The following is a 22,732-nucleotide window of genomic DNA, read 5'->3' as shown; positions in this document are numbered from 1 at the left end:
ACGCGTCAGTGCGGGTGCGTCCCAGGGCAGACTTTCAAGATCGTCGGAATGCTCCTGACGCGTGCCGGCAATCCGTTCTGGCGCACCGCCCGTTGCCGGCGACGGGGAACATGCCTGCTGCTGATATGGGCACGCGGTGCGGGAAGGAACGGCGTGGCCCACGAAGCAATGGCCCTGTCGTGGACGACACCGGCGAAGGGGAAGCCTTGCAGCCCGAGCAGGAGTAGTCCGCACCACAGATCGTGTCCGAGCCCGCCCCGCCCTACGACTCGGACAAGCAGCAGCATCCCGGCCTGGAGGCCGACATGCGCCTCTCGCCGCGTTATCGGGCGAGCCGTTACCGGGCCAGCGGGAAGCTGGAGGGTAAGGCCGCGCTGATCAGCGGCGGCGACTCCGGTATCGGCCGGGCCGTAGCGCTGCTGTACGCGCGCGAGGGCACCGACGTCGCCATCGTGTATCTGCCCGAGGAGCAGGTCGATGCGGAACGGGTGCGAAGTGAGGTGGAGGAGCAGGGCCGGCGCTGTCTGCTGCTGCCCGGCGACCTCACCGACCCTGCCTTCTGCCGCGAGGCCGTCGAGCGGACCGCGGCGGAGTTCGACGGGCTGAACATCCCGGTGAGCAACGCCGCGTATCTCAACAGCAAGCTGGAACTGGAGCAGTTGACCGCGGAGGACTTCGACCGGACGTTCAAGACGAACGTCTACGCGTACTTCCACCAGCTCATGGCGGCTCTGCCCCACCTGGAGCCGGGCGCCGCCGTCATCACCACCGCGACCGAAGAGGCCCTCAAGGGCAGTACGACGATGATCGACTGCGCGGCGTCCAAGGCCGCGCTGATCACTTTGACCAAGTCCGTGGCCGTGCACCTGGCCAAGCGGGGCGTCCGCGCCAACGTGGTCGCGCCCGGCCCGACCTGGACGCCGCTCAACGAGGCCGACCCGCACATGCTGCCGGACGGACTCGCCCACATCGGCAGCGAGGCCCCAGCGGGGAGCTCGAGGTCGCCCTGGGCCGCGTCAAGGTGCCACGGCCGGGTCCGGCAGACCGCGCACCCGGCCGTGGCGGGTGCGCGCCGATAAGGCGTACGCCTCCCGCAAGAACCGCGCCTACCTGCGCAGACGTGGCATTCGCAGCACCATCCCAGACAAAGTCGACCAGGCCCGCAACCGAAGGAAACGCGGCTCCCGCGGCGGTCGTCCGCCGAAGTTCGACCCGGAAGACTACAAGGCTCGGCACGCAGTCGAGTGCGGCATCAATCGCCTCATAAGGTACCGCGCCGTGGCCACGAGGTACGACAGGCTCGCGGTCCGCTACGAGGCGACGGTCCTCGTAGCGGCCATCACGAGTGGCTGTGACCAGCACATTCGATAACCGCCCTCGGAACACCAAGAAGGCCGCGAACTTCGATGGCCCTGTTCACCAGGGGTCAGCCATCGTCGCTGTTGCCTCTCGGTGAAACTAACGGCCTGGGGAGCGAGTGCCAGTGCCAGCGGGTTGGTCAGGGCTACGAGACGTTGAGCGGCAGATCTCGGTGGAAGACGGCCATAGCCTGGCCGGGGCCGTTGTAGTCATCGACGATCTTCGTGTTGAAGCCGAGGCTGCGGTGGAAGGCGATCGAGCCGGTGTTCTGGATCGACGTGATCGCCTTCAACTGCCGTGCACCGTGACGTTCCGCTGCTTCGGCGAACGCCGTGTACAGACGACGCCCGAGACCGGTGCCACGGGAGTCTTCCCGCGTGGCGATCAGATGCACGTACCCGGTGCCGTCTGGGGTGACGAACCCGAAGACGTACCCACGAATTCCGTCCTCGGCTCGAGCAACCAAGCAGGTGGAACCAAACTCCTGCACCAGTGCGAGAAGGTGTAGCGACCGAAGGTCGCGTTCACCCCAGTAACGGGGGTGATCAGTCAGGACCTGATGGAAGTCGGCCACCCCGGCCGCTGCGATGCGTATACCCATGGTGGCGATCATGGCAGGCGCCTTGGCCGATACAGGCGAAGGTCCGCACGGAGACATCGAGCCGTGGCCCACCAGGCACGGCACGAAAAACTCGCGGCCCACTACGAGGCTACCGTCCTCGCTGCCGCCTTCAACGAGTGGTTGTGACGTACTGGTCCGACGCCAACTCGAAAACCCGGACTCGCCGACCGCAGGTGGGATTGACGGTCTCACGGACCGGATGCATCCCAAGTTTGGTCATGATCCGTTCGGAGGCGTCGTTGCCCACTTGAGTGATGCTGACGATCCGCTCCAGCCCTCGCTCTTCGAACCCGAACCGGACAGCGGCCGCAGCGGCCTCCGTGGCCAAGCCCTGTCCCCAGTGGGAACGTCCCAGCCGCCAGCCGACCTCAACCGCCGGCAGTACCTCCGGCAGGAAGTTGGGCACCGAAAGTCCGGTGAACCCGGCCAGCTCGCCAGTGGACCGGATCTCCACGGCGAACAGGCCGAAGCCCTGTGACTCCCACTCGCTCTCCCATGCCTGGACCCCGTCGCGGGTCTGCTGTTCGTCACGGACGCGGCCGTCACGGATCCACCGCATGACCTCGGGGTCGGCATTGACGGCAGCCATGGGCGCAACGTCTTCCTCGCGCCAGCGACGCAGAAACAAACGGGGAGTCTCAAGCGTGACCACCCAATCATTCTGGATCACAAAGGGGCTCTCCGCCATCCTCACCAGGCACTTTGAATACACGCCCTAGATGTGGGGCGCGGGGCTGGAAAAGCGGTGGAGGTGTGCGGAACCCCGTGCCTAGGGTCGGGGGATGAGTACTCGCACCTTCCGTGTCACCGTCCGTGGGGTGTTCGACGGGCTGAGCGTCGAGCAGCGCGCCGAGCTGCTGGAGCGTGCCGCTGAGCACGACATGCTGCGCGCGGCCTTCACGCCTGAGGGGAACCTGACTTACGACCTGGCTGCGCGGACCGCCTTCACGTTCCGCTTCCTGGACTCCGGGGAAGCCGAGGAGGACATCCTGGAGGCGGCAGAACGGGCTGAGGAGTCGGCGCGAGCGTGGCTGAGTGAGCGTGGATACGGCTACAAGAACCTCCGGTCGCAGGCCGAGGATCTGTCGCAGGCGCCGCTGGGGAAGCGCCAGCGGCGGGAGGCTGCTCGTAAGAGTGCGTGACTATGAATCAGGTGGGGGCCGTCAGGCGGACGCGTTCGCCCCGGCGCACCAATTGCCGGTCCGGCCCTCGGTGGCGCACTCGAGGCGTGGGATCGGGCGGTCAGGCCATCCCGTGGGTAACCGGCGAGCTGGCGATCACCCGACCGATGCCGTCCCTGCCGCCGTACTTCTGGGACGACGCAGTCGGCAGCCGTTACCACGACGCCTACTGGGGCCTTGCCGTGTGTCAGGCCGGTGGCCTGCCGACCGTGAGGAACAGGCGCATCGCCGCGTTCCGCACCGGGGCGAGCGGGCTTCGGGTGTGCACCGCGCGGTTCATCAGGCGGGCGGCGCGGGCCATGCGTTGGGTGGGGCGGCGGCGGGCCGTGTCGTAGGCGGCGAGGGCGTCCTCGACACGGGCCCGGGCCGTGAGTTCACCGGCCAGGGTGACGGCGTCGATCAGTGCCTCGCAGGCACCCCGGCCGAGGTCGGGCGTCATCGCGTGGGCGGCGTCGCCGATCAGAGCGACGCGGCCGCTGACGTAGCTGGGGAGCGGCTCGGCCAGGTCGTACAGGTCGTTGCGGGAGATGCCCGCGCCGCCGTTTTCCGCCACACGGGCCAGGACCCGGCGCACACCGGGATGCCAGGTCCCGAAGTGCCTTTGCAGGGCCGCGAGATCGCCACCGGGCACGGGGACGCGCTCGGGCGCGGGGGCGCAGGCGAACCAGTTGGTGTGGCCGCCCGCGCGGGGGGTGACGCCGAAGCGGGCGCCCTGCCCCCATGTCTCGCTGATGGCCTCGGTGTCGAGGCCCACGGTGCCGTGCCAGGCGGTGACTCCCGAGTAGCGGGGGCCGTATGTGTCGCCGAAGAGGGCCGTTCGGGCTCGGCTGCGCAGACCGTCCGCCGCGATGACGACGTCGCAGTCGGTCGAGTCGGTCAGGGCGCGCAGGTCGGTCACGTCCTGCCCGTAGCGCACCACGCCGTCGTCGAGCGCGGCGGTGAGGGTCTCGAACAGGGCCGGCCGCGCGATCACGTGCACGGTGTCGCCGGTGCGGCGGCGCAGGCCCGCGAAGTCCACGTTCCCGATGAGGCGGCCGTCGGACCGGAGGAAGTTGCCCCGGACCGCCGGGCGGGCCCGCTCCCGGGCGGCACGCCCGATCCCCAGTTCGTCGAGCGCCCGCAGCGCAGCCGGCCACAAACCGACAGAGGTTCCGGTGCCGGGTGGGTCGGGAGCGCGTTCGCGGACCTCGACGTCCCAGCCGCTGGCTCGAAGGTGAACGGCGGTGGCGAGACCGCCTATGCCGCCGCCGACGATGATCGCTTTCCTGGGCATGCGACCACGGTACTATGTTTGTAGTAGCGGCATTATGTTCATGGTAAATGAGAGGTCCGACACATGCCGGGCAGACGAGAAGAAGTTTTGGACGCGGCCGTCGAGGTCCTGGCCGAGGGCGGCTTGCGACGCCTCACCTACCAGGCGGTCGACACGGCCGCGGGTGTCCCCGCCGGCACCACGTCCAACCACTTCCGCAGCCGCGACGCCCTGGTCGCCGGCGTCGTCGCCCACCTCGAGGCACAGGACAGGCGGGACTGGGAGAACGTCGCAGGCGAACCGACAGCCGAAGACGAAGCATTCGTCGCCGCCCTGACCCACATGATCCGCCACGCCCTCGGCCCGGCCCGCCCCCGCACCGCCGCCCGCTACGCCCTGATCCTGGAAGGCCTCGCCCGCCCCGCAGCCCGCGACCCGCTGAGCCGCGCCCAGGACTCCCTGATCGGCTGGGTGGCCCAGTGGCTGGCCACCCTGGGCTCACCCGAGCCGCAGGAGCACTGCCGCGTCCTGTTCGACTACCTCGACGGCATGATGTTCCATCAAGTGGTCCTGCCCCGGGCGTACTTCGACCCGGAGCCAGGCATCCGGCTGGTACTCGGGGCGCTGCTCCAGCGCTAGCGGCCGCTGCCGCGGTCACGGTTGGCGGTGGGCAGGTCCTTCACGCTGCCGTCCACGGCACGGCGCACCCTGGACTGGCCGCCGAAGTTGATCTCGGGGTAGATGCAGACGTAGCCGGAGGGACAGTCGATGGCGGCCCGCTGTGTGCTGGGCTCGCCGGAAGCGGAGGCCGTGACGCTCATCGAGGACAGGACCAGGGCGGCGACGGCGCCGGCATGCATCAGGTTCTTGATCACGGCACTAGAGATTCGGGCTGGCGGTGCCGGGACGCGCGCCTGCGATATCGCACATGGCCGGCTGCTCGGACCGGCGCACGCCAGGCCACGCTACGGCGCGCCCGCCGCCACACCGCCGACGCCCTGCACCTCCTGGACCAGGCCCAGCCGGAGCCGGTGGCGGCCGCCGAACTGGCGGCCCTCGCCGACCTGATCACCACCGCGACCACTGACCGCGACACCATGCTCGCCCTCCATCTCCGCCTGCGCGCGCGGATCAGGGGGAGCCCTTCAGGCCCTCCCACGGCCCGGAATCCCGCTGAACCGACGCGGGCCCGTCGTTCCTCGCGCCGCCCAGCCGCTTCTGGCGGGCCGCCAAGCCGGTCAAGAGGCCCTGGCCAGAGCAAGGACGACGTTGTGTCCACCGAAGCCGAAGGAGTGGCTGACGGCGATACGGACGTCCTGTCGGCGGGGCTCCTTGGTGACGCAGTCGATGTCGAATCCCGGAGCCGGGGCGTCCAGGTTCGCGATCGGGGGAACCGTGCCGTGCTGAAGGGTGAGAACGGTCAGCGCCGCCTCCACGGCGCCCGCCGCGCCCAGGCTGTGGCCGAGCACGCCCTTGGGTGCGGTGACACTGGGGCGGTGCGGCAGCAGCCGGGCGATCAAGGCCGACTCACCGGCGTCGTTGGCCGGTGTGGAGGTGCCGTGGGCGTTGACGTGGTCGACGTCGTGCGGAGCCAGACCCGCGTCCGCCAGGGCGGTGCGCAGGGCCCCCTCCGCGCCCCGGCCGTCCGGGGCGGGCGCGGTGGGGTGGTGGGCGTCCGAGGTGCTGCCGCAACCCACCAGCAGGGCGCGGACACGGGCACCGCGGGTGGCCGCGTCCGCGGTCCGCTCCAGTACGAGGACGCCGGCGCCTTCCGCCATGACGAAGCCGTCACGGTCGGCGGCGAAGGGGCGGGACGCGCCGGTGACCGCGTCGGTGCGCCGGGACAGCGCGCCGGCGCGCCAGAAGCCCGTGGTGAACAGCGGGGTGACGGCGGCTTCGGTGGCCCCGGCCACCGCGACGTCACACCGGCGGGCGGCGAGGAGGTCGCGGGCGACGGCGACGGCGGTGGCGCCGGAGGCACAGGCGGTGGCCGGGGCGAGGCCGGGACCGCGGGCCCCGAGGTCGATGGACACCTCCCCGGCCGCCATGTTCGGGATGATCTGGGGGATGGTGAGCGCGGAGACCATGTCGGCGCCCCGTTCCGTCAGCCGCCTGGCCTGTTCCTCGCGCACCGCGTCCGCTCCCAGCCCGCAGCCGATGACGACGGCGACCCGCTCGCCGTCCCACGTCCGGGCATCGAGGCCGGCGTCGTGCACCGCCTCGCGGGCGGCGAGCACCGCCAGCACGGCGTTGTGCGACATGCGCCAGGCGGTGCGGCCGACGCGCCGGTCCAGGTCGTCGCGGCACAGCGGGACGCGGCAGGAGAAGTCCACGGGAAGGCCGGCCAGCGCCGGATCGTGCGCGGCCGCGGTGCTCGCGCCGCGGCGGACCGTGTCCCAGGTGGCGTCGGTGTTCTCCCCGGCGGGGGTGATCAGGCCGAGGCCGGTGACGGCGACGGGCTCGGTCACGGGGAAGCCACCGCCCCGGTGTCACCCGCGCGCAAGGTGTCGAGGTGGTCGACGACCTGCGCGACGGTCGTGCTCGGGGAGGCGTAGGCGCTGTCGATCTTCACCCCGAAGCGCTCGTGCAGGATGAGCACCAGCTCCGTCAGGGCCAGGGAGTCCAGGTCCAGTTGCCCCAGCGTGAGGTCGGGCGCGATCTCGTCCTCGGGGATGCGGAAGGAGCTGTTCAGGATGGAGCGGAGGGTGTCGTAGGTGTCCGGCACGGTGTCTCCTCGCTGTCGGTCGGGAGGGAGAGGGTCAGCTCCGCGATACCGGCGTCGAATCCGACCGGCGGTGCGAAGTCCAGATCGCGGCGGGCCGCGGTGAGGTCGAAGTAGTGCGGATGCAGCAGCTCCGCGACCAGGAAGCGGCTCAGGGCGTGGGTGCGGGTGCTGCGTGCCGCGCGCAGGAGCGTGTCGCCGACCGCGGCCCCGAGGGTGGCGAGCCGGGGCGGTACGGCGCACCAGCGGGCGTCGATGCCGGCGGCCCGCAGGAAGTGGCGGGTGATCTCACGCAGCGGACGCGGGTCTCCCTGACCGATGAAGTAGGCGCGGCCGCCCGCCGTCTGCGGCGATCGCCGCAGGCTGTCCAGGGCGAGCAGATGGGCGTGGGCGGCGGTACGGACGTGGGTGGTGTCGACGAGGTTGGCGCCGTCACCGGGCATCAGCAGGCGGCCGGCCCGCACGGCGCGCGCGAGAACGGGGGCGAAATGGGGGTCGCCGGGCCCCCAGATGATGTGCGGGCGCAGCGAGACGGTGGCCAGCTCCGGGCCGTGGGCCGCCAGCACCAGGGCCTCGGCGCGGGCCTTGGTGGCGGGGTAGGCGGCCAGGTGACGGGGAGCGATGGGAAGACTCTCGGTGACACCCTCCAGGCCGCCGGGCCGGAAGACGACGCTGGCGGTCGAGGTGTAGAGGAGTGTGCGCACGCCGTGGGCGCGGCACTGCTCGATCACATGGCGGGTGCCGAGGACATTGGTGGCCCAGTAGGGCCGCGGAGGGCCGCTGACGCCGGCCAGGGCGGCGTTGTGGATGACGGCGTCGCACCCGGCGACGGCACGGGAGACCGCGTCGGCGTCGGCGAGGTCGCCCAGGTGCTGGTGGACGCCCAGTCGTTGCAGCGCGCTGCTGGGGCGGCGGTTGAGAGAGGAGGTGACGTTGCCGCGTGCGCTCAGCCGACGGCAGATCTCCAGGCCCAGGAAGCCGCTTCCTCCGGTGACCAGTACCTTCATCGGACCCTCCCGCGCAGGCGCTTGGCGGCCCAGCCGGCCAGTCGCATGCGGTCGATCTTGGAGTTGTGCCGGGGGTCGGTGGGGAAGGCGGTACGGATCAGCACGGCGCCGACGCGGTGCCCGTCCGGGTGGTCCTTCAGAACGGCGCGGACAGCCTTCAGGGCGCAGGCGCGGGAGGTGGAGGGCATGGGTTCCACGCACAGTACGGGCAGTTGGCACACGGCCGTGCCCACGCCGACGAGGGCGGTGCGCCGGATGCCGGGGGCGGTGTCCGCGGCGGCCTCGATGTCCTCGGTGGTCAGGGTGAAGCCGGTGCCGGTGATCAAGTGGGCCTTGCGGCCCAGGAACCACAGCCGGTCCTCGTCGTCGAGGCGGCCCAGGTCCCCGGTGCGGTGCAGCACGCCGTGGTCGGTGTCGCGCTTGGTGCAGGCGTCGGCGTCGGGACGCGCGTGGTAGGCGGGGCTGACGGTGGCACCGGTGACGGCGATCTCACCGAGCCCGGTGGCGTCGGCGTCCAGGATCCGCGCGCGGATGCCGGGCAGTGGCCGGCCCAGGCAGGTGCCCGCGTGCCCGGCGGGCGGCGCGGTGCGCGAGGCCCGCAGGTCGTGGTCGCCGATCGCGGACACGGGCAGGCACTCAGTGGCGCCGTAGACGCTGAGGATCTCGGCGTCGTCCGGCACGGCCTTGCGCAGGGCGTCGGCGAGACCTACGCGCAGCGGGGCTCCGAAGGACAGGATCTGCCGGACCGAGGGCAGGGTGAGGCCGTGGCGGGCGCAGTGACGGGCGATCAGGGTGAGGACGGCGGGGGAGGCCAGGACGATGCTCGCCCGGTGTTCCCGGATGGGTCCGACGACTTCCTCCGGCGATGTGCGGGCCGGGGCCAGGTGGTTCACCGCCGGGGCGACGGTGGCCAGGCCCAGCAGCGGACCGAGCAGGGCGACCGGCAGGAATCCGGCGAGGAGCACGTCGTCGGGCCGGGGGTCCATCAGTGTCGCCAGAGCGTCGAGCTGCCCGGCCAGGGTGGAGTGGCGGTACTCCGCGCCCTTCGGCCGTCCGGTGGAGCCGGACGTGAAGGCGATGAGGGCCGGCTCGTCGCCCTCGGGCTCACGCACCTGCGGGGGCGAGGCACTGCCGGCTGGCGTCCGGGTGACCAGCCGCCGTCCCGCGGGGAGCGGCGCGGATCCGGTGACCAGGGCAATCCGGACGTGGGGGCGGCCCCACCCCAGCGCCCGGCGCCCCAGGTGGGCCAGCGGCTCCCCGATGAAGACGTCCGGGGCGATGTCCTGGAGGCAGCGGCCCACCTCGGCGCGCGGTTCGATCAGCACGGGTACGGCGCCGAGAAGGACCAGTGCGTACGAGACCGCGGTCAGATCGTGGGCGTCACGGGTCATCACGACGGCCTTGTGGCCGGGCCGGACCCCCGCCTCGCGCAGGTCCTGGGCGATGCGGCGGCAATGGCGCACCAGCTCGCCGCGACGGGTCGTCCGAGAGGTTCCCTTGCGGCTTTCCACGAGGGCGACGGCGTCGGGCCGCTCGGCCAGGTGCCCGGTGATGCCCGCGGCGGTCGTGGTCATGGGGCTCCCTGGAGGAAGTCACGGATGTGGTCGCCCAGTTCGGCCGCGGCGTCCTCCATGACGAAGTGCCCGGCGTCGGGGAAGCGGTGGATGACGGCCTGCGGGAACCGGCGCGCCCACTCCTGAAGCAGGTCCGGGGTGAACACGGGATCGCGCATGCCCCACCCGACGAGCAGGGGCAGGTCCGCCAAGCCGGCCCCGCTGCCGGGGGGCTCGAGCAGGTGCCACGCGGGGTCCGCGGGGCCGCGGGGGATCGCGCGTACGGCGTCGGTGACCGCCCGGCGCTCCGCGCGGCGGGCGTAGGGCCGCAGGTAGGCCCGCCGCTCGGCCGGGAGCAGCGGGTGGTGGACTCCGGCCCGTACGGCGACGCGGGCGAAGGCGTTGGTGGCGTGGACGAACGCGGCGACCGGCCGGTGGTCACGGATCCAGCGCAGGTAGAACGGCAGCTGGAAACCGGCCGGGAAGGGGAAGGCCACGGTGTTGCAGACGACCAGCCGGGCCACCACGCCCGGGTTGCGCAGCGCCCAGGCGGTCCCGAGCGGGCCGCCCCAGTCGTGCAGGACGAACGTCCAGCCCCGCTCGGGCAGGCCCTCGTTCCGCACCAGGTGACGGTGGAGGCTGTCCAGGCCCTCCAGCTGAGCCTCGTAGGGGTCGGGTACTCCGTCCGCCGGCCGCAGGTGCCGGGACAGCCCGAAGCCCGGCAGGTCGGGGGCCAGACAGCGGGCGTGCGGGGCCAGCCGGTGCAGCAGCTTGCGCCAGACGTAGCTCCACGACGGGTTGCCGTGCAGGAACAGCACCGGCCGGCCGGAGCCGAGGTCGAGGTAGTGCTGGCCGGTGGCCGGCACCCGCCGCCAGTGCCGGGGCGCGGGGTAGCCCGGCATCAGCCGTTCCAGTGCCGCGGGAGTCGGTGCCGGGGCGTGCCCGGCTCGTACGGTCACCACCGGACGAGCGCCATACCGAAGCTGAAACCACTGGCCAGACCGATCATCGCCACCAGATCACCGCTCTCGATGCGGTCGGCCTCCCGCGCCTTGGCCAGTTGCAGGGGCAGGGAGGCCGCCGCGCAGTTCCCGTGCTCGGCCACCGCGGGCATGCACCGGTCCTCGGGCAGGGAGAAGAGGTCGATCATCTCGCGGTACTGCGGCATGGCGATCTGGTGGAAGGCGATGAAGGAGACGGCGCCGGCCTGCGCCGCCCGGAACTCTTCCCCGGCGGTGTCCATGATCCGGGGGAGCACGTCGAGCGCGCTCTGCCGCAGGTCCCCGTTCAGACGCAGGGTGGTGTGGTCGTCATGGACGGAGAGATGGTGCATGCTTCCGCCGGCGGCCACCGTGCAGGCCTCCCAGGCGGGGGAGTTGCTGACGAACCGGAGGGACAGGATGCCGGGATCGCCGTCACCCGCGGGGCCGGCGGTGAGCACCATCGCGGCACCGGCGTCGGAGGCTGTGTAGCCGGGCAGTGCCCTGAGCAGGTCCTCTCGGGCGGGGAGGTGCCAGCGGGTGGCCAGGGTGGCTGGTTCACCGCAGGCGATGAGGACCGTGCGGTAGCGGCCGGTCTCGATGAACGACGCGGCCACCTCCATGCCGTTGAGGAAGCTGTTGCAGGCGTTCTTGACGTCGAACACCGGGCAGGATGCGCCCAGTTTGGTGGCCACGAGGTGGGCGGTCGCGGGTTCGATCAGGTCCTGCGAGGTCGAGGCGAACAGCAGCAGGTCCACGTCGCCGATCTTCAGACCGGCTTCGTCGAGCGCGCTGCGGGCAGCCGTCACGGCGAGATCGGAGGAGATTTCGCCGTCCTCGTGGACATGGACCCCGCGCACACCGGTGAGATCCTCCAGCAGACCGGGCGGCGGGGCGTAGCCACCCGTCTCGGTGATCTTGACACGGGTTTCGTCCAAGGTCCGGTAACGGGACGGAAGATGAGCGGAGACGGCGGCGATACGGGCACGGATGGCTTCGGGCACCGGGTCACCGTAGCTGGTGCGAAACCGGCATGGCGCATCTGTTATGACATTCACTACAACGAGTGCTGTGCCCTGGATTCGTCCACTCGTTGCTTGCTTCGTCCTCTTCAATCCGCACGAGGGTCAGTGATCGGCGTGGAGGGGCGGAGACTTGGCGATGCAGCAGCTTGAACGGGCCGTGGCGGTAGTGGGCGTGGGGTGCCGGCTTCCCGGAGGCATCACCGACCTGGACGGCCTGTGGGCCGTGCTGCGCGACGGGCGCGACATGGTCGGCGAGATGCCCGCCGACCGGCTGCCCCGCGACCGGACCGTCGACCCGGGAGGGGTGCGGCCAGGCCGCAGCTACACCGCCGCCGGCGGCTTCCTCCAGGACGTCGCCTCGTTCGACGCCGCCTACTTCGGCATGTCACCCGCAGAGGCCCGGCACATCGACCCACAGCAGCGGCTGCTGCTGGAGATGGCCGCCGAGGCACTGGACGACGCCGCCATTCCCGCCGAGTCACTGGCCGGGTCGGACACCTGCGTGTATGTGGGCGTCTCCGACCCCGGTTACGGCGTGAACCTGTCCATGATGCAGGACCACACGAGCCCGCACACCATGCCCGGCACCGCCCTGTCCATCACGGCGAACCGGATGTCGTACGCCTTCGACCTGCGCGGGCCGAGCATGGCCGTGGACACGGCCTGCTCCTCCGCCCTGGTCGCCCTGGACCGGGCCTGCCGCACCCTGCGCGAGGGCCCGGGCCGCGTCGCTCTGGCCGGCGGCGTCAACGTGCTGTCCAACCCCTACTCCTTCGCCGGATTCTCCTACGCGGGCATGCTGTCGCGCCGCGGACGCTGCGCGGCGTTCTCCGCCGACGCCGACGGGTTCGTCCGAGCGGAGGGCGGCGCGGTGCTCGTCCTCAAGCGCCTCACGGACGCGGTGGCGGACGGCGACCGGGTCCACGCCGTACTGGCCGCCACCGGCAACAACACCGACGGCCGCAGCACCGGAATGATCGTGCCCAGCGCCGAGACCCAGGAGGCGCTGCTGCACACGGTCTACGCGGAGGCTGGGATCGACGCGGACGACCTGGTGTACGTCGAGGCCCACGGCACCGGCACCCAGGCCGGTGACCCGGCGGAGGCCGAGGCCATCGGCCGGGCCCTGGGCCGGCGCCGCAGCCGCGGACCGCTGCCGATCGGCTCGGTGAAGACGAACATCGGCCACCTGGAACCCGCCGCCGGAATGGCCGGCCTTCTCAAGGCGATCCTGGTCCTGCGCCACCGGCTGGTACCGGCGTCCCTGCACGCCCTTCCCCTCAACCCCCGCATCGACTTCGACGGCCTGGGACTGGCCCCCGCCGTCGCCCCCGTCCCGCTGGAGCCGGGGCAGAGGGCGGCCGTCGGAGTGAGCGCCTTCGGCTTCGGTGGAGCCAACGCCCACGCCGTCGTCGTCCAGCCGCCCGCCGCCCGCCGGCCCGAGCCGGACCCGGTGCCGCACGGGCGCCCGCTGCCACTCGTCGTCTCCGCCCGGTCCGCCAAGGCGCTGAAACAGATGACCGCCCGTATGGCGGAGCGCCTGCGCAACACCGACCCGGCGCACTTCTACGACCTGGCCCACACCAGCACCGTACGGCGCACCGCGCACCCGCACCGTGCCGCCGTACTGGCCGCCGACCCGCCAGAGGCCGCCCGGCAGCTGGACCGGCTGACGGCCGCGGAGCCCGCGAGCGGGGCCATGGTGCGCGCCGGCGAGCGGGACGGGACCGCGTTCGTGTTCTCCGGCAACGCCTCCCAGTGGCCGGGCATGGCCGCCGACCTGCTGCGGGACGAACCGGTCTTCCACGAGGCCGTCCAGGACGCCGACGCGGCCCTGGCACCCCACTTGGGCTGGTCGGTGGCCAAGGAACTGGCCCACCCCTCCCCCCGGAAATGGCAGCGCACCGAGGTCGCCCAGCCCGCCCTCTTCGCCGTGCAGGTGGGCCTCACCGCACTGCTGGCCTCGCACGGGGTGCACCCGCGGGCGGTGACCGGACACAGCGTCGGCGAAGTCGCCGCCGCCCTCGCCGCCGGGGTCCTCACCCTGGAACAGGCCGCGCTGGTGATCGCCGAACGCAGCCGCACCCAGGCGGCCACGGCGGGCCGGGGCCGGATGGCCGCCGTCGGCCTGTCCGAGGCACAGGCACGCGAGGAACTGCTCCGCCACGACGGCGCACTGGAGATCGCGGGAATCAACAGCGACCGGGACGTGACCGTCGCCGGGGACGCCGACGCGCTCGCGGCCTGGGGAGCCGAACTGACCGGCCGCGGCGTCTTCTTCCGCGAACTGGACCTCGACTACGCCTTCCACAGCCGGGCCATGGACCCCATCAGGAAGCCACTGCTCGACGCCCTCGACGGCCTCCAACCCACCCGGGCCCGCATCCCCTTCCTCTCCACCGTCACCGGCACCCCGCTGCACGGCCCCGAACTCGACGCCGCGTACTGGTGGCGCAACGTCCGTGAGCCCGTACGGTTCGCCGAGGCCGCCACCCGCCTCGCCACCGAGCACGCCGGCGTCCTGGTCGAGATCGGACCGCACCCGGTGCTGCGCCCCTACCTGCGCCACACCGGCGCCCTGTGCGTCCCCACCCTGCACCGCGACGGGGACGGCCTCCGCGAGACCGCGGCGGCCGTTGCCGCCGTACTCGCCGCCGACACCGCGACCGACTGGCGGCACCACTTCCCCCGCCCCGGCCGGGTGGTCGACCTGCCCGCCTACGCGTGGCAGCACGAACGGCACTGGCACGGCACCGCGCAGGACCTGGTCGCCCGCACCAGCGGCAGCGGCCTACTGGACCATCCGCTGGTGGGCGAGCGGATGCCCGCCCCGCACCCCGTGTGGCACGGCACCATCGAGCCGCAACTGGTGCCCTGGCTGGGCGACCACAGAATCGGCGACGACGTCCTCATGCCGGCCGCCGCCTACGTGGAGATGGCCCTGAGTGCCGGTCGCCGGGCCATGGACCGCCCGGTCGAGGTACGGCACCTGGAGATCGGCCGCCCGCTGTCCCTGCGGTGGCCGGACCCGACACCGGTCGCCCTGCAGACCGCGGTCACCCCTGACGACGGCGCCGTCACCATCAGCGTCCGTGAGGAACACGGCGGTGAGTGCCTGCCCGTGGTACGCGCACAGGTCCGTACCCTCCTCGGCACAGCACCGGCCCCGCTCGACGTCAGCGCGCTCCGGGCACGCTGCGACCGGAGCGTCGACGGCCCGGGCTTCTACCGCATGGGCCAGGGCATCGGTCTGCACTGCGGACCGGACTTCCAGCTCGTCGACCGCATCGACATCGGCGAAGGGGAGGCACTGGTCAGCTACCGGCTGGAGCACCCCGCCGACGCCTACACCGCCCACCCGGTGCTGATCGACGCGCCGTTGCAGGCCACCGTGGCCCTCGCCAAGGCCCAGGGGGAGTCCGCCGCGTTCCTCCCGACCGTGTTCGCAGCCGTACGCGTGTGGCGCACCCCCGCGCCCACCGGCGTCGTACATCTGCGCCGCCGCAGCCGCAGCGCCAACGAGATGTGCTGGGACATCACCTACGCCGACCCCGACGGCACGGTCACCGTCGAGATCGACGGCTGCCGCACCCGCCGGGCACACCTGGCCGAACACACCCCGCTGACCGTCCAGCGGACCGTCCTGAGGGCCGCCCCCCACCCGGGTGCCGCCGCCCCGTCCTGTCCGCTTCCCACGCCCACCGAGGTGGCAGCCGCGGCCGAACCGCGCATCGCCGCCGCACGCACCGCCCTGGACGACGGCGGCCACCACCGGTTCACCGCAGCCGCCGAGCAGGCCGGCGCCCATTGCTGGGCCGGGACGCTGCGCGGTCTTCTCGGCGACCCGGCGGCCCCGTTCTCGATGGACGACCTGGTGGCCGGGGGCCTCCAGCCCCGGCACCGGCGGCTCGCCCGCCTGATGCTGCCCCTGCTGGCCGAGCACGGTCTCGCCCGGTCGGCCGGGCAGACCTGGCAGCTGACCGGCGCGCAGACCCACGCCGAGGCCCTGCTGCGCGGCCTGGTCGAGGACCACCCCGCCTACGGCGCCGAGACGCTGCTCCTCAACCGGCAGCTGCGCCGGCTGCCCGACGTGGTGCGAGGACACGCCGACGCACGCGAACTCCTGCCGGCCGGGGACAGCGCGTACGAGCAACTCCACGAGTCCGGCCCCGCCCACCGCTTCGCCCACCGTGCCATCCAGGCCCTGCTCAGTGACATCGTCGCCGGCTGGCCCGCCGACCGTCCGCTGCGTGTCCTGGAGTTCGGGGCAACCACCACCGCCCTGACGGCCGCGGCCCTGCCCGTACTGCCGGCCGACCGGACCCGCTACACCTGCACCGCACCCACCGGCAGCACCCTCGCCCGCGCCGAACACCGCTTCTCGGCCCACGACTTCGTCGACTACCGCACTCTCAACCCGAACGCCGACCCGGCCGACCAAGGCCTGCCCCGGGGCGAATTCGACCTCGCCCTCGCGGGCGACGCCCTGCACACCACCACCGACCTGGCCGCGACCCTGCGCCGGCTGCACAGCCTGCTGGCCCCCGGCGGACACCTGCTGGCCACCGAACCGCACCACGCCCCGCTCCAAGCCCTGCTGTACGGCACGCTGAACGACTTCTGGGAGCGCGGGGACCACACCCTGCGTCCCGTGTCCCGCATCCTCGCCCGGGACCGGTGGGCACCGCTGCTGCACCGGTGCGGCTTCTCCGGCGCGGTGCAGACCGGGCCCGAGGACCGCTCCGTCCTCCTCGCCGCGGCGGACCAAAGCCAGGCGGTAGCCATCACCGAGGCAGCGCCGCCGGTTCCGGACGCCACCTGGGTGATCGCCGTCGAGGACGGCACCGAGACGGCGACCGCGCGAGCTCTGGCCGCCCGCCTCGGCAAGGCCACCGTGATCACCGCGCCCGACGAGGCCGCCGCCTGGAAGGCGGCCCTGCCCACGGACCCCGATCCGCGCGTCGTCCTGCTGCTCGCCGCACCCGGCCCGCACGAGACCGTCACACGGACCACCCGCCGCGCGGCCCTCCTGCGCTCCCTGGCCACCGCCTGCGACGACCTGACGGGCAAGACCAGCCCCCAGGTATGGCTCGTCACACGGCCCACCGGCCTCTTCCCGGCCCCGGAGCAGCCGACGCACCCGGTGGACGCTGCCATCTGGGCGGCCTGCCGCACCTTCGCCAACGAACGCCCGGACCTGTGCCTGCGCCGCCTGTCCTGCCACCGCACCGGTGAAGCCGACACCGACGCCCGCCGCCTGGCCGGCGAGCTGCTCGCACCCGGCGACGACGACCGCAGCGCTCGGGAGGACGAAATCATTCTGACCGCACGGGGCCGGTTCGTGCCCCGGCAGGTACAGCACCCGGTCAACGAGCCCCCGGGCGTCCCCGCCGGTACGCCGTTCATTCTGGAAGCCCGTGACCCGGGCCTGCACCGGCGGCTCGTCTGGCGGCAGGCAGACGCCCCCGAGCCGGGACCGGGCGAGGTGGTACTGGAGATGCGGGCCGTGGCCCTGAACTACCGCGACCCCATGCGAGCCAACGGCCTGCTCCCGCCCGAGGCGGTGGAGAACAGTCCGCTCAGCCGCGGACTGGGCACCGACGCTGCCGGCATCGTGCACGCCGTGGGAGCGGGGGTGGAGGACCTGAAGCCCGGCGACCGGGTCTGCGGCATCGTGCCCGCCGCACTCGCCTCACACGCCACGGCCCCCGCCTTCTCCGTCGTCCGTATCCCCGACGAGATGAGCTTCACGGAAGCGGCGACCTTCCCCGTCGCCTTCCTGACCGTCCACCAGACCCTTGTCCACCAGGCCCGACTCGGTGCCGGGGAGACCCTGCTCGTCCACGGCGGAGCCGGGGCGGTGGGTCTGGCCGTCCTGCAGTGCGCCCGCCGACAGGGCGCCCGCGTCATCGCCACCGCCGGCACGGAGACCAAACGGGACCTGCTGCGCACGCTCGGCGTCGAGCACGTACTCGACTCCCGCAGCCTGGACTTCGTCCCCCGAGTGCGGGAGCTGACCGGTGGCCAGGGCGTGGACGTCGTGGTGAACTCCCTCAGCGGCGAGGCCATCACCCAGGGCCTGGACCTCCTGCGTCCCAACGGCCGCTTCATCGAGCTCGGCAAGAGGGACATCTTCCTCAACAATCCGATCAGGCTGCGCCCCTTCCACCGCAGCCTCACCTTCATCGGCTTCAACCTCGACACCGTCGTGGACGACCCGGCCCTGCGAACCCGGCTCGTCGAGGACTTCGGCGCGGCGATCGGCTCCCGCACCTACCGGCCCCTGCCCCACTCGGCCTATCCCGCCGCCCGCGTCGACGAAGCCTTCCACCTCCTGCAGCACTCCCGCCACACCGGCAAGGTCGTCGTCACCTTCGACCCCCTGGACGAACCCGTCCCCGTCGAACCCGTCCCCGGCTCCCTCCGCCTCGACGGCGAGGGCACCTACCTGATCACCGGCGGACTGAGCGGGCTCGGCGCAGCCACCGCCCACCTGCTGGCCGACCGCGGGGCCCGGCACCTGGCCCTGCTCTCCCGCAGCGGACCCGACGCCGCCGGTGCGCACATCCTGCTCCGGGAACTCGCCGATCGCGGTGTGCAGGCCACCGCACACGCTGCCGACGTCACCGAGGAAGCGGCGCTGCGCCGGGTCCTCGACGCTGTGGACGCCACCGGGCACGCCCTGCGGGGCATCGTGCACGCGGCGATGCACATGGACGACGCGGTGCTGTCCGACCTCACCGACGACCGGTTCGCCGCCGTACTGGCGCCCAAGGCGGCGGGCGCCGACCTGCTGGACCACCTCACGGCCGACCGCGACATGGACCTGTTCCTCGCGTACTCGTCCGTGTCCGCCAGTATCGGAAACCCGGGACAGTCCGCCTACGCGGCGGCCAACGCCTACCTGGAGGCCCTCACCCGGGCCCGGCGCGGCACCGGCCGGACGGGTACGGCGCTGGCCTGGGGGCCGATCGGCGAAACCGGATACGTCGCCCGCAGCGGCATGGAGGCCGCCATGGCTGGACGCGGGCTCGAACTGCTCACCCCCGCCGAGGTCCTGACCACAGCCGACCACCTTCTGGCCGCCGGCACCGATGTCGCCGGAGCCGGCCGCTACCGCTGGCAGACCGCACACCATCTGCTGCCTGCCCTGGCCACCCCCCGTTTCGCCCCGCTGGCTCCGGCGTCCTCCGAGGCATCCCCGGACGCCCGTAACGAGCTCCTGAACGCGCTGGCGGACCTCCCGGCGGACGAGGCTGTACGCAAGATCACCGACGCGATCACCCAGGTCCTCGCCGGTGTCCTGCAGGCCGACCCGGCCGGTCTCGAGCCCACGGTCAACGTCACCGACTTCGGACTGGACTCGCTGCTGGGCATGCAATTCCTGATGCAGGCGCGGGACCTGTTCGACATCCGCCTCGGACCGGCCGACCTGGCCACCGGACGCACCCTGACCCACTTCGCCCGTCTGGTCCACCAGCGGCTGGACCTGAGCGCCGACGAGCGGCAATAGACGCAAGGCGGGCGTCCGCCGTGCCGGGCTCCCCGGTATGGCGGACACCGCAGCCGGGGACCGGGGCCACACCGCAGCGCAAGCGCCTGATGGATACCTTCGACGGCCGCGACGCATCGCCTTGTCGATGTCGCGGGTCCACACGTAGGAGGCGAGACCGTACGGGCTGTCGTTGGCGATCTCCAGCGCCTCGGGGCGTGTGCCGCCGACGACGGATTCTGTACCGGCACGGTGGAGACCGACACCTACGTGGGCACCCTGGTGCACGCGGGGGTAGGGGCGACGGCGGTGACGCGCCGCCGGTCGGCGAGCTTCATGTTCTGGGCGGAGCGGACCTCGGGAGCCGACGACCCGGGCCACGCTCCTTGAAATTCCCCACTTCGTTGAACACCAGAGTGAGTGATGCGAGGAGCATCCCCGGCCGCTTTCAAGAATCCCCCTCGATGTCGCCTGTTACGCGCTCAGCAGGAGGCTCCTTGGGAACCGGCAGCAGATCTTCAACCAGCTCCGGTCTCTGTTGTGCGAGTACGATCCAGCTGCTCTGGCTGGCCGAGTGTCGGGCCGTGTTGAGGCGCCGAGACGCTGGCTTGGGTGTCGGTGGCCGATCCGGGATCCTCCCGCACGGCCACACCAGCGATCAGCTGCCTGTGGAGAGGTCCCCGTAGAACTGGAGTTGAGGATGAGGGCGGGCGGGATGGGTGGCGTGGACGCGGCCGGGGATCGGGGCGCGCTCAGCCGGTGACGCGTCGGCGGGGCCGCCGCGCCGGGGCAGCCGTCAGCGTGCGGCGGTGACGTCAGGTGTAAAGAGTGAACGCCGGAGGCGGAAGGAGGCTGAGGCGGGGCCGACGAGCCGCTGAGTGGGGCCCTTTTGTCGTTCGTGAAGTATCTGTGTTCGAAACCGTCAGGAGGCGTGGATAAGCTTCGCCCGTGACCTCTGATCCCGTGGAGAAGCTGCTCGCCGATGTGTGTGCGACGTTGGCCCGTGCAGGGTTCGACGTGGCGTCGGCTGGTGTGGAAGGAAGTCCTGGTCTGCGGGTGCGGCGGGAGACGGACTCGGTGAGGGTGGGATGGGCGGCCGGCAGCGAGTTGGATCCTACGGGCCGGGATGATGCCGAGTTCGAGGGTATGCGTGCCGCTCTGCGGTCGGCGCTGCTGGCGATCCTGACACAAGCCGGTCATGCCGTGCAGGTGGACCGTGAGAGCGGTGAGGTGCAGGTCCGACTTCTTGCCTAACCCTTCGGAATCGAGACTTTTTGGTGCCCCCTGCCGGTCAGCTGGCTTGCCGCCCGACTGGTCCACCACGAGGGAGCACCAGCGCGTCCACGGTCCGTCGGGGTGACCGGCTATGCCTGCAGTGGCTGAGGTGTTGAGAGCTCGTCCGGCACACTGCGGGAATCGCGGGCAGGTGTGCTGAGCGCGGAGAGCGCAGGCTCGTCGATGTCGACGAGCTCCATCTGCGCCGCGCGCATCGAGGCCGTTCCGCTCCAGTGCGGCCGGTACTGGGTTTTGTAGGTGCGCTGGCCCGGGACGGTACGGCCCAGGTCGAGGTGGTTCCGGTCTCGAATCCCGTGGCCTTGTGGCCGGTTGATCTCAGCTGATCCGGCCGAGGTCAGGTCCTGTGCGAGGTGGCGCAGCAGTGCGTGGCCCGGTGCGAGGCCTTTGTAGTTCGGGTGTATGGCCGGTACGACGAAGTAGGCCCGGCGGTGTCGTGTCAGGCAGAGCTGGGCTGCGACGACTTCGCCGTCCAGGGCGAGGATGGCGATGAACGCTGCGTTCGGGCCGCACCGTTTGAGCACGGTCGGCCAGTGGGGCGCGCCGGGTGTGTGGGGCGAGCCGACCGGCGGGGTGTGGCTGGCCCAGCGGTGCGCGTGCAGCCGGGTCAGGACAGCGTAGGCGCTGAGTAACTCGCCGCTGTCGCGGGTGCGCTGGTAGGTCACTGTCAGGCTGGTGGCGAGTTCCTCCCAGGTCCGCTGGCGCCGCTTCCAGCCGCTCGCTGAACAAGGCGCCCGGGGAGGCCACCCGTTCGGGCGCCCTGGCTGGGCACAGGTCCGCGCGCCGCGTTTGTCTGGTGGTGTTCCGCTGGCACCAGGAGCCCAGCGGAATTCCACGCGAGGAGAAATCGTGTCCCAGCAGACCATCACGCAGTACAAGAACGCCCACACCGCCCTGTACGGCGGCACCGGCCTGGACCGTCGCATCACCGAGGAACAGGCCGGCCACGCGGCCGCCTGGGAGGCCGCCCGGCAGCTGAAAGACTCGGAGATGCCGATCGACGAGGACAAGCTGCCCGACACCCTCAAAGCGCTGGCCCGCCAGCAGGCCGACCAGCTCATGACCGGCCTCGGACTGGACTACCTGGACGGCCAGCAGGTGACACGCCATGCGGTGGCCGCAGCAGCATGTATCGCGCCTGAGTTCGTCACCGCCTGAACGAGACAGCTCGAGCAGCGTCGGGCAAGCACGAGCGTCGGTGCGCGAAGCGCGGCCACCTCGTCTGTGGGCGGCTTGAGCGGTAGGCGCTGCCGGTCTCTCCGAGCCGAAGGCCCAGGCTGTCCCGGTCCGCCTCAGCTGCTGCTCGCGGACAGCAGGAGGTGGGCGACGCGGGCGGGATCGTCGGACATGGGTGAGTGCCCGCAGCCGTGTAGCCGGAGGTGACGGGCCCCGGGCAGGAGCCGGGTCGCGCGGCGTGCTTGGTGCAGCGGTGTCAGGAGATCGCGGGTGCCCCATGCGACGGTGACGGGGACGCCGGGGGCGAAGCTGCGGAGCCGGTAGTTGTGGGCTGCCCGGCGGGTGGCTTCGAAGCCGGGTGAGCGGGCCAGGTTGCGAAGGGCGGCGTCGGCTGCTTGTGCTGTCATCTGCCGGGGCCGGGCGACGAGTTGCCAGAAGGCGAGTGTGCGGCCCAGCGGATGGCCGGTCACTCGTGCCGTACGCCCGCCGAGGCTCTCCGCCATCATGCGCGCGAGCCGAAGCGAGCCGAGGGCATAGGCCGCTTCGGGGCTGGTCCACAGGTCGATGGGGGACAGTGCGACGGCTTTGCTGACGGCACCCGTCCGGGCGAGTTCGAGTGCGACGGCCCCGCCGAGCGAGTTGCCGACGACGGGCGGGCGCGTGAGGCCGACTGTGGAGAACCACCTGGTGACCTCGGCAGCCAGTGCGTGGACGGTGGGGGTGGTGCCGTCCGGCAGGGGTGGGCTGTCGCCGAATCCGGGCAGGTCGACGGCCACGACCTCGCGTTCGCGAGCAAGCAGGTCGATGACGGGTGCCCAGCCCTCCCGGTCCAGCTGGCGGATCACGACCAGGGCCGGGCCGCTGCCGCGACGGCTGCTGACGAGCTGGATATTCGACATGCCGGGATCGTAAGGTGATGGGCGGTTATCGAACGAGTTGATGGGGGCCTGCGCGCGTCGGGCGGGCGTCCACACCCGTCGACCCGTCCACGCCTGCGCCTTTTTGCCGAAGGCTTGGTCCAGCCCTGCGCCGTGATGTGGTCGATGACCGCGGTGAACTCATCTGCCGGG

General features: G+C 72.0%; 21 protein-coding genes and 1 pseudogene. 8 read left to right on the top strand and 14 right to left on the bottom strand.

The features are described 5' to 3' along the window. The first annotated feature begins 242 nt into the window (after nucleotides 1–242). Both OG542_RS01590 and OG542_RS01585 read left to right on the top strand, forming a co-directional pair. Nucleotides 243–1,079 (top strand): SDR family oxidoreductase, encoded by an 837-nt coding sequence (locus OG542_RS01590; protein WP_328407509.1) that lies wholly within the window; start codon nucleotides 243–245, stop codon nucleotides 1,077–1,079. Further along, complete coding sequence (locus OG542_RS01585; RefSeq protein WP_408057708.1) at nucleotides 1,066–1,371, top strand: transposase; 306 nt, start codon at nucleotides 1,066–1,068, stop codon at nucleotides 1,369–1,371. The genes OG542_RS01590 and OG542_RS01585 overlap by 14 nt, the downstream gene beginning before the upstream one ends. 133 nt (nucleotides 1,372–1,504) lie before the next feature. Here OG542_RS01585 and OG542_RS01580 read toward each other — a convergent pair whose 3' ends face one another. Both OG542_RS01580 and OG542_RS01575 read right to left on the bottom strand, forming a co-directional pair. Beyond that, on the bottom strand, nucleotides 1,505–1,972 hold the full coding sequence (locus tag OG542_RS01580) for a GNAT family N-acetyltransferase (protein WP_328407507.1): 468 nt from the start codon (nucleotides 1,970–1,972) through the stop codon (nucleotides 1,505–1,507). A gap of 118 nt (nucleotides 1,973–2,090) precedes the next feature. Next, nucleotides 2,091–2,633 (bottom strand): GNAT family N-acetyltransferase, encoded by a 543-nt coding sequence (locus OG542_RS01575; protein WP_328407505.1) that lies wholly within the window; start codon nucleotides 2,631–2,633, stop codon nucleotides 2,091–2,093. A gap of 130 nt (nucleotides 2,634–2,763) precedes the next feature. Between OG542_RS01575 and OG542_RS01570 the strand changes: the two genes are divergently transcribed. After that, entirely contained in the window at nucleotides 2,764–3,123 is a 360-nt protein-coding gene (locus OG542_RS01570) for a DUF6204 family protein (protein WP_328407503.1), read from the top strand. A 226-nt stretch (nucleotides 3,124–3,349) separates the two neighbouring features. Here the strand turns inward: OG542_RS01570 and OG542_RS01565 are convergent, their stop codons facing one another. Then, nucleotides 3,350–4,435: an FAD-dependent oxidoreductase gene (locus OG542_RS01565; protein WP_328407501.1), complete on the bottom strand. Its 1,086-nt coding sequence runs from the start codon at nucleotides 4,433–4,435 to the stop codon at nucleotides 3,350–3,352. 63 nt (nucleotides 4,436–4,498) lie between these two features. Here OG542_RS01565 and OG542_RS01560 point away from each other — a divergent pair, with 63 nt between their 5' ends. After that, nucleotides 4,499–5,053, top strand: coding sequence for a TetR/AcrR family transcriptional regulator (locus tag OG542_RS01560; protein WP_328407499.1), 555 nt, complete (start codon nucleotides 4,499–4,501; stop codon nucleotides 5,051–5,053). Here the strand turns inward: OG542_RS01560 and OG542_RS01555 are convergent. From OG542_RS01555 to OG542_RS01520, 8 genes are all read right to left on the bottom strand, one after another. Then, complete coding sequence (locus OG542_RS01555) at nucleotides 5,050–5,289, bottom strand: peptidase inhibitor family I36 protein (protein WP_328407497.1); 240 nt, start codon at nucleotides 5,287–5,289, stop codon at nucleotides 5,050–5,052. The genes OG542_RS01560 and OG542_RS01555 overlap by 4 nt on opposite strands. A 90-nt stretch (nucleotides 5,290–5,379) precedes the next feature. Next, the gene (locus OG542_RS01550; RefSeq protein WP_328407494.1) at nucleotides 5,380–5,526 is read right to left on the bottom strand and encodes a hypothetical protein; all 147 of its coding nucleotides are present in this window, start codon (nucleotides 5,524–5,526) and stop codon (nucleotides 5,380–5,382) included. Nucleotides 5,527–5,652: 126 nt separating this feature from the next. Beyond that, the gene (locus OG542_RS01545; protein WP_328407492.1) at nucleotides 5,653–6,882 is read right to left on the bottom strand and encodes a beta-ketoacyl-[acyl-carrier-protein] synthase family protein; all 1,230 of its coding nucleotides are present in this window, start codon (nucleotides 6,880–6,882) and stop codon (nucleotides 5,653–5,655) included. Continuing rightward, nucleotides 6,879–7,139, bottom strand: coding sequence for an acyl carrier protein (locus OG542_RS01540; RefSeq protein WP_328407490.1), 261 nt, complete (start codon nucleotides 7,137–7,139; stop codon nucleotides 6,879–6,881). Before OG542_RS01540 ends, OG542_RS01545 begins: the two co-directional genes overlap by 4 nt. Then, complete coding sequence (locus OG542_RS01535) at nucleotides 7,103–8,143, bottom strand: NAD-dependent epimerase/dehydratase family protein (protein ID WP_328407488.1); 1,041 nt, start codon at nucleotides 8,141–8,143, stop codon at nucleotides 7,103–7,105. The genes OG542_RS01540 and OG542_RS01535 overlap by 37 nt, the downstream gene beginning before the upstream one ends. Continuing rightward, on the bottom strand, nucleotides 8,140–9,717 hold the full coding sequence (locus OG542_RS01530; protein ID WP_328407486.1) for an AMP-binding protein: 1,578 nt from the start codon (nucleotides 9,715–9,717) through the stop codon (nucleotides 8,140–8,142). The genes OG542_RS01535 and OG542_RS01530 overlap by 4 nt, the downstream gene beginning before the upstream one ends. Beyond that, entirely contained in the window at nucleotides 9,714–10,655 is a 942-nt protein-coding gene (locus OG542_RS01525; RefSeq protein ID WP_328407484.1) for an alpha/beta fold hydrolase, read from the bottom strand. The genes OG542_RS01530 and OG542_RS01525 overlap by 4 nt, the downstream gene beginning before the upstream one ends. After that, nucleotides 10,652–11,680 carry a 3-oxoacyl-ACP synthase III family protein gene (locus OG542_RS01520; protein WP_328407482.1) on the bottom strand — a complete coding sequence of 343 codons (1,029 nt, stop codon included), beginning with the start codon at nucleotides 11,678–11,680 and terminating at the stop codon, nucleotides 10,652–10,654. The genes OG542_RS01525 and OG542_RS01520 overlap by 4 nt, the downstream gene beginning before the upstream one ends. A 157-nt stretch (nucleotides 11,681–11,837) precedes the next feature. Here OG542_RS01520 and OG542_RS01515 point away from each other — a divergent pair, with 157 nt between their 5' ends. Next, complete coding sequence (locus OG542_RS01515) at nucleotides 11,838–19,214, top strand: SDR family NAD(P)-dependent oxidoreductase (RefSeq protein WP_328407480.1); 7,377 nt, start codon at nucleotides 11,838–11,840, stop codon at nucleotides 19,212–19,214. Nucleotides 19,215–19,358: 144 nt separating this feature from the next. Here OG542_RS01515 and OG542_RS40630 read toward each other — a convergent pair. After that, nucleotides 19,359–19,481, bottom strand: a pseudogene (locus tag OG542_RS40630) (hypothetical protein); the annotation flags it as partial. Here OG542_RS40630 and OG542_RS40625 point away from each other — a divergent pair. Further along, nucleotides 19,446–19,583 (top strand): hypothetical protein, encoded by a 138-nt coding sequence (locus OG542_RS40625; RefSeq protein WP_408057707.1) that lies wholly within the window; start codon nucleotides 19,446–19,448, stop codon nucleotides 19,581–19,583. The pseudogene OG542_RS40630 and the gene OG542_RS40625 overlap by 36 nt on opposite strands. A gap of 558 nt (nucleotides 19,584–20,141) precedes the next feature. After that, the gene (locus OG542_RS01505) at nucleotides 20,142–20,447 is read left to right on the top strand and encodes a hypothetical protein (RefSeq protein ID WP_328407478.1); all 306 of its coding nucleotides are present in this window, start codon (nucleotides 20,142–20,144) and stop codon (nucleotides 20,445–20,447) included. A gap of 110 nt (nucleotides 20,448–20,557) precedes the next feature. Here the strand turns inward: OG542_RS01505 and OG542_RS01500 are convergent, their stop codons facing one another. After that, nucleotides 20,558–21,352 (bottom strand): GNAT family N-acetyltransferase, encoded by a 795-nt coding sequence (locus OG542_RS01500; RefSeq protein ID WP_328407476.1) that lies wholly within the window; start codon nucleotides 21,350–21,352, stop codon nucleotides 20,558–20,560. On the opposite strand from OG542_RS01500, the gene OG542_RS01495 reads away from it, so the two are divergent. Then, entirely contained in the window at nucleotides 21,336–21,644 is a 309-nt protein-coding gene (locus OG542_RS01495; protein WP_328407475.1) for a hypothetical protein, read from the top strand. The genes OG542_RS01500 and OG542_RS01495 overlap by 17 nt on opposite strands. Before the next feature lie 134 nt (nucleotides 21,645–21,778). Here OG542_RS01495 and OG542_RS01490 read toward each other — a convergent pair whose 3' ends face one another. Beyond that, nucleotides 21,779–22,561: an alpha/beta fold hydrolase gene (locus OG542_RS01490; protein ID WP_328407473.1), complete on the bottom strand. Its 783-nt coding sequence runs from the start codon at nucleotides 22,559–22,561 to the stop codon at nucleotides 21,779–21,781. Nucleotides 22,562–22,732: the final 171 nt, after the last annotated feature.

It is taken from the genome of Streptomyces violaceus (genome assembly GCF_036014075.1).
Classification (GTDB): domain Bacteria; phylum Actinomycetota; class Actinomycetes; order Streptomycetales; family Streptomycetaceae; genus Streptomyces; species Streptomyces violaceus.
The sequence above is the reverse complement of the archived record's forward strand: the minus strand, read 5'-3'. Positions and strand labels throughout refer to the sequence as shown.

Coding starts and splice junctions, on each gene's coding strand:
- OG542_RS01565 (WP_328407501.1), bottom strand. CDS start 4,435: ATGCCCAGGAAAGCGATCATCGTCGGCGGCGGCATAGGCGGTCTCGCC.
- OG542_RS01490 (WP_328407473.1), bottom strand. CDS start 22,561: ATGTCGAATATCCAGCTCGTCAGCAGCCGTCGCGGCAGCGGCCCGGCC.
- OG542_RS01550 (WP_328407494.1), bottom strand. CDS start 5,526: ATGGAGGGCGAGCATGGTGTCGCGGTCAGTGGTCGCGGTGGTGATCAG.
- OG542_RS01500 (WP_328407476.1), bottom strand. CDS start 21,352: ATGGTCTGCTGGGACACGATTTCTCCTCGCGTGGAATTCCGCTGGGCT.
- OG542_RS01570 (WP_328407503.1), top strand. CDS start 2,764: ATGAGTACTCGCACCTTCCGTGTCACCGTCCGTGGGGTGTTCGACGGG.
- OG542_RS01580 (WP_328407507.1), bottom strand. CDS start 1,972: ATGATCGCCACCATGGGTATACGCATCGCAGCGGCCGGGGTGGCCGAC.
- OG542_RS01530 (WP_328407486.1), bottom strand. CDS start 9,717: ATGACCACGACCGCCGCGGGCATCACCGGGCACCTGGCCGAGCGGCCC.
- OG542_RS01515 (WP_328407480.1), top strand. CDS start 11,838: ATGCAGCAGCTTGAACGGGCCGTGGCGGTAGTGGGCGTGGGGTGCCGG.
- OG542_RS01535 (WP_328407488.1), bottom strand. CDS start 8,143: ATGAAGGTACTGGTCACCGGAGGAAGCGGCTTCCTGGGCCTGGAGATC.
- OG542_RS01560 (WP_328407499.1), top strand. CDS start 4,499: ATGCCGGGCAGACGAGAAGAAGTTTTGGACGCGGCCGTCGAGGTCCTG.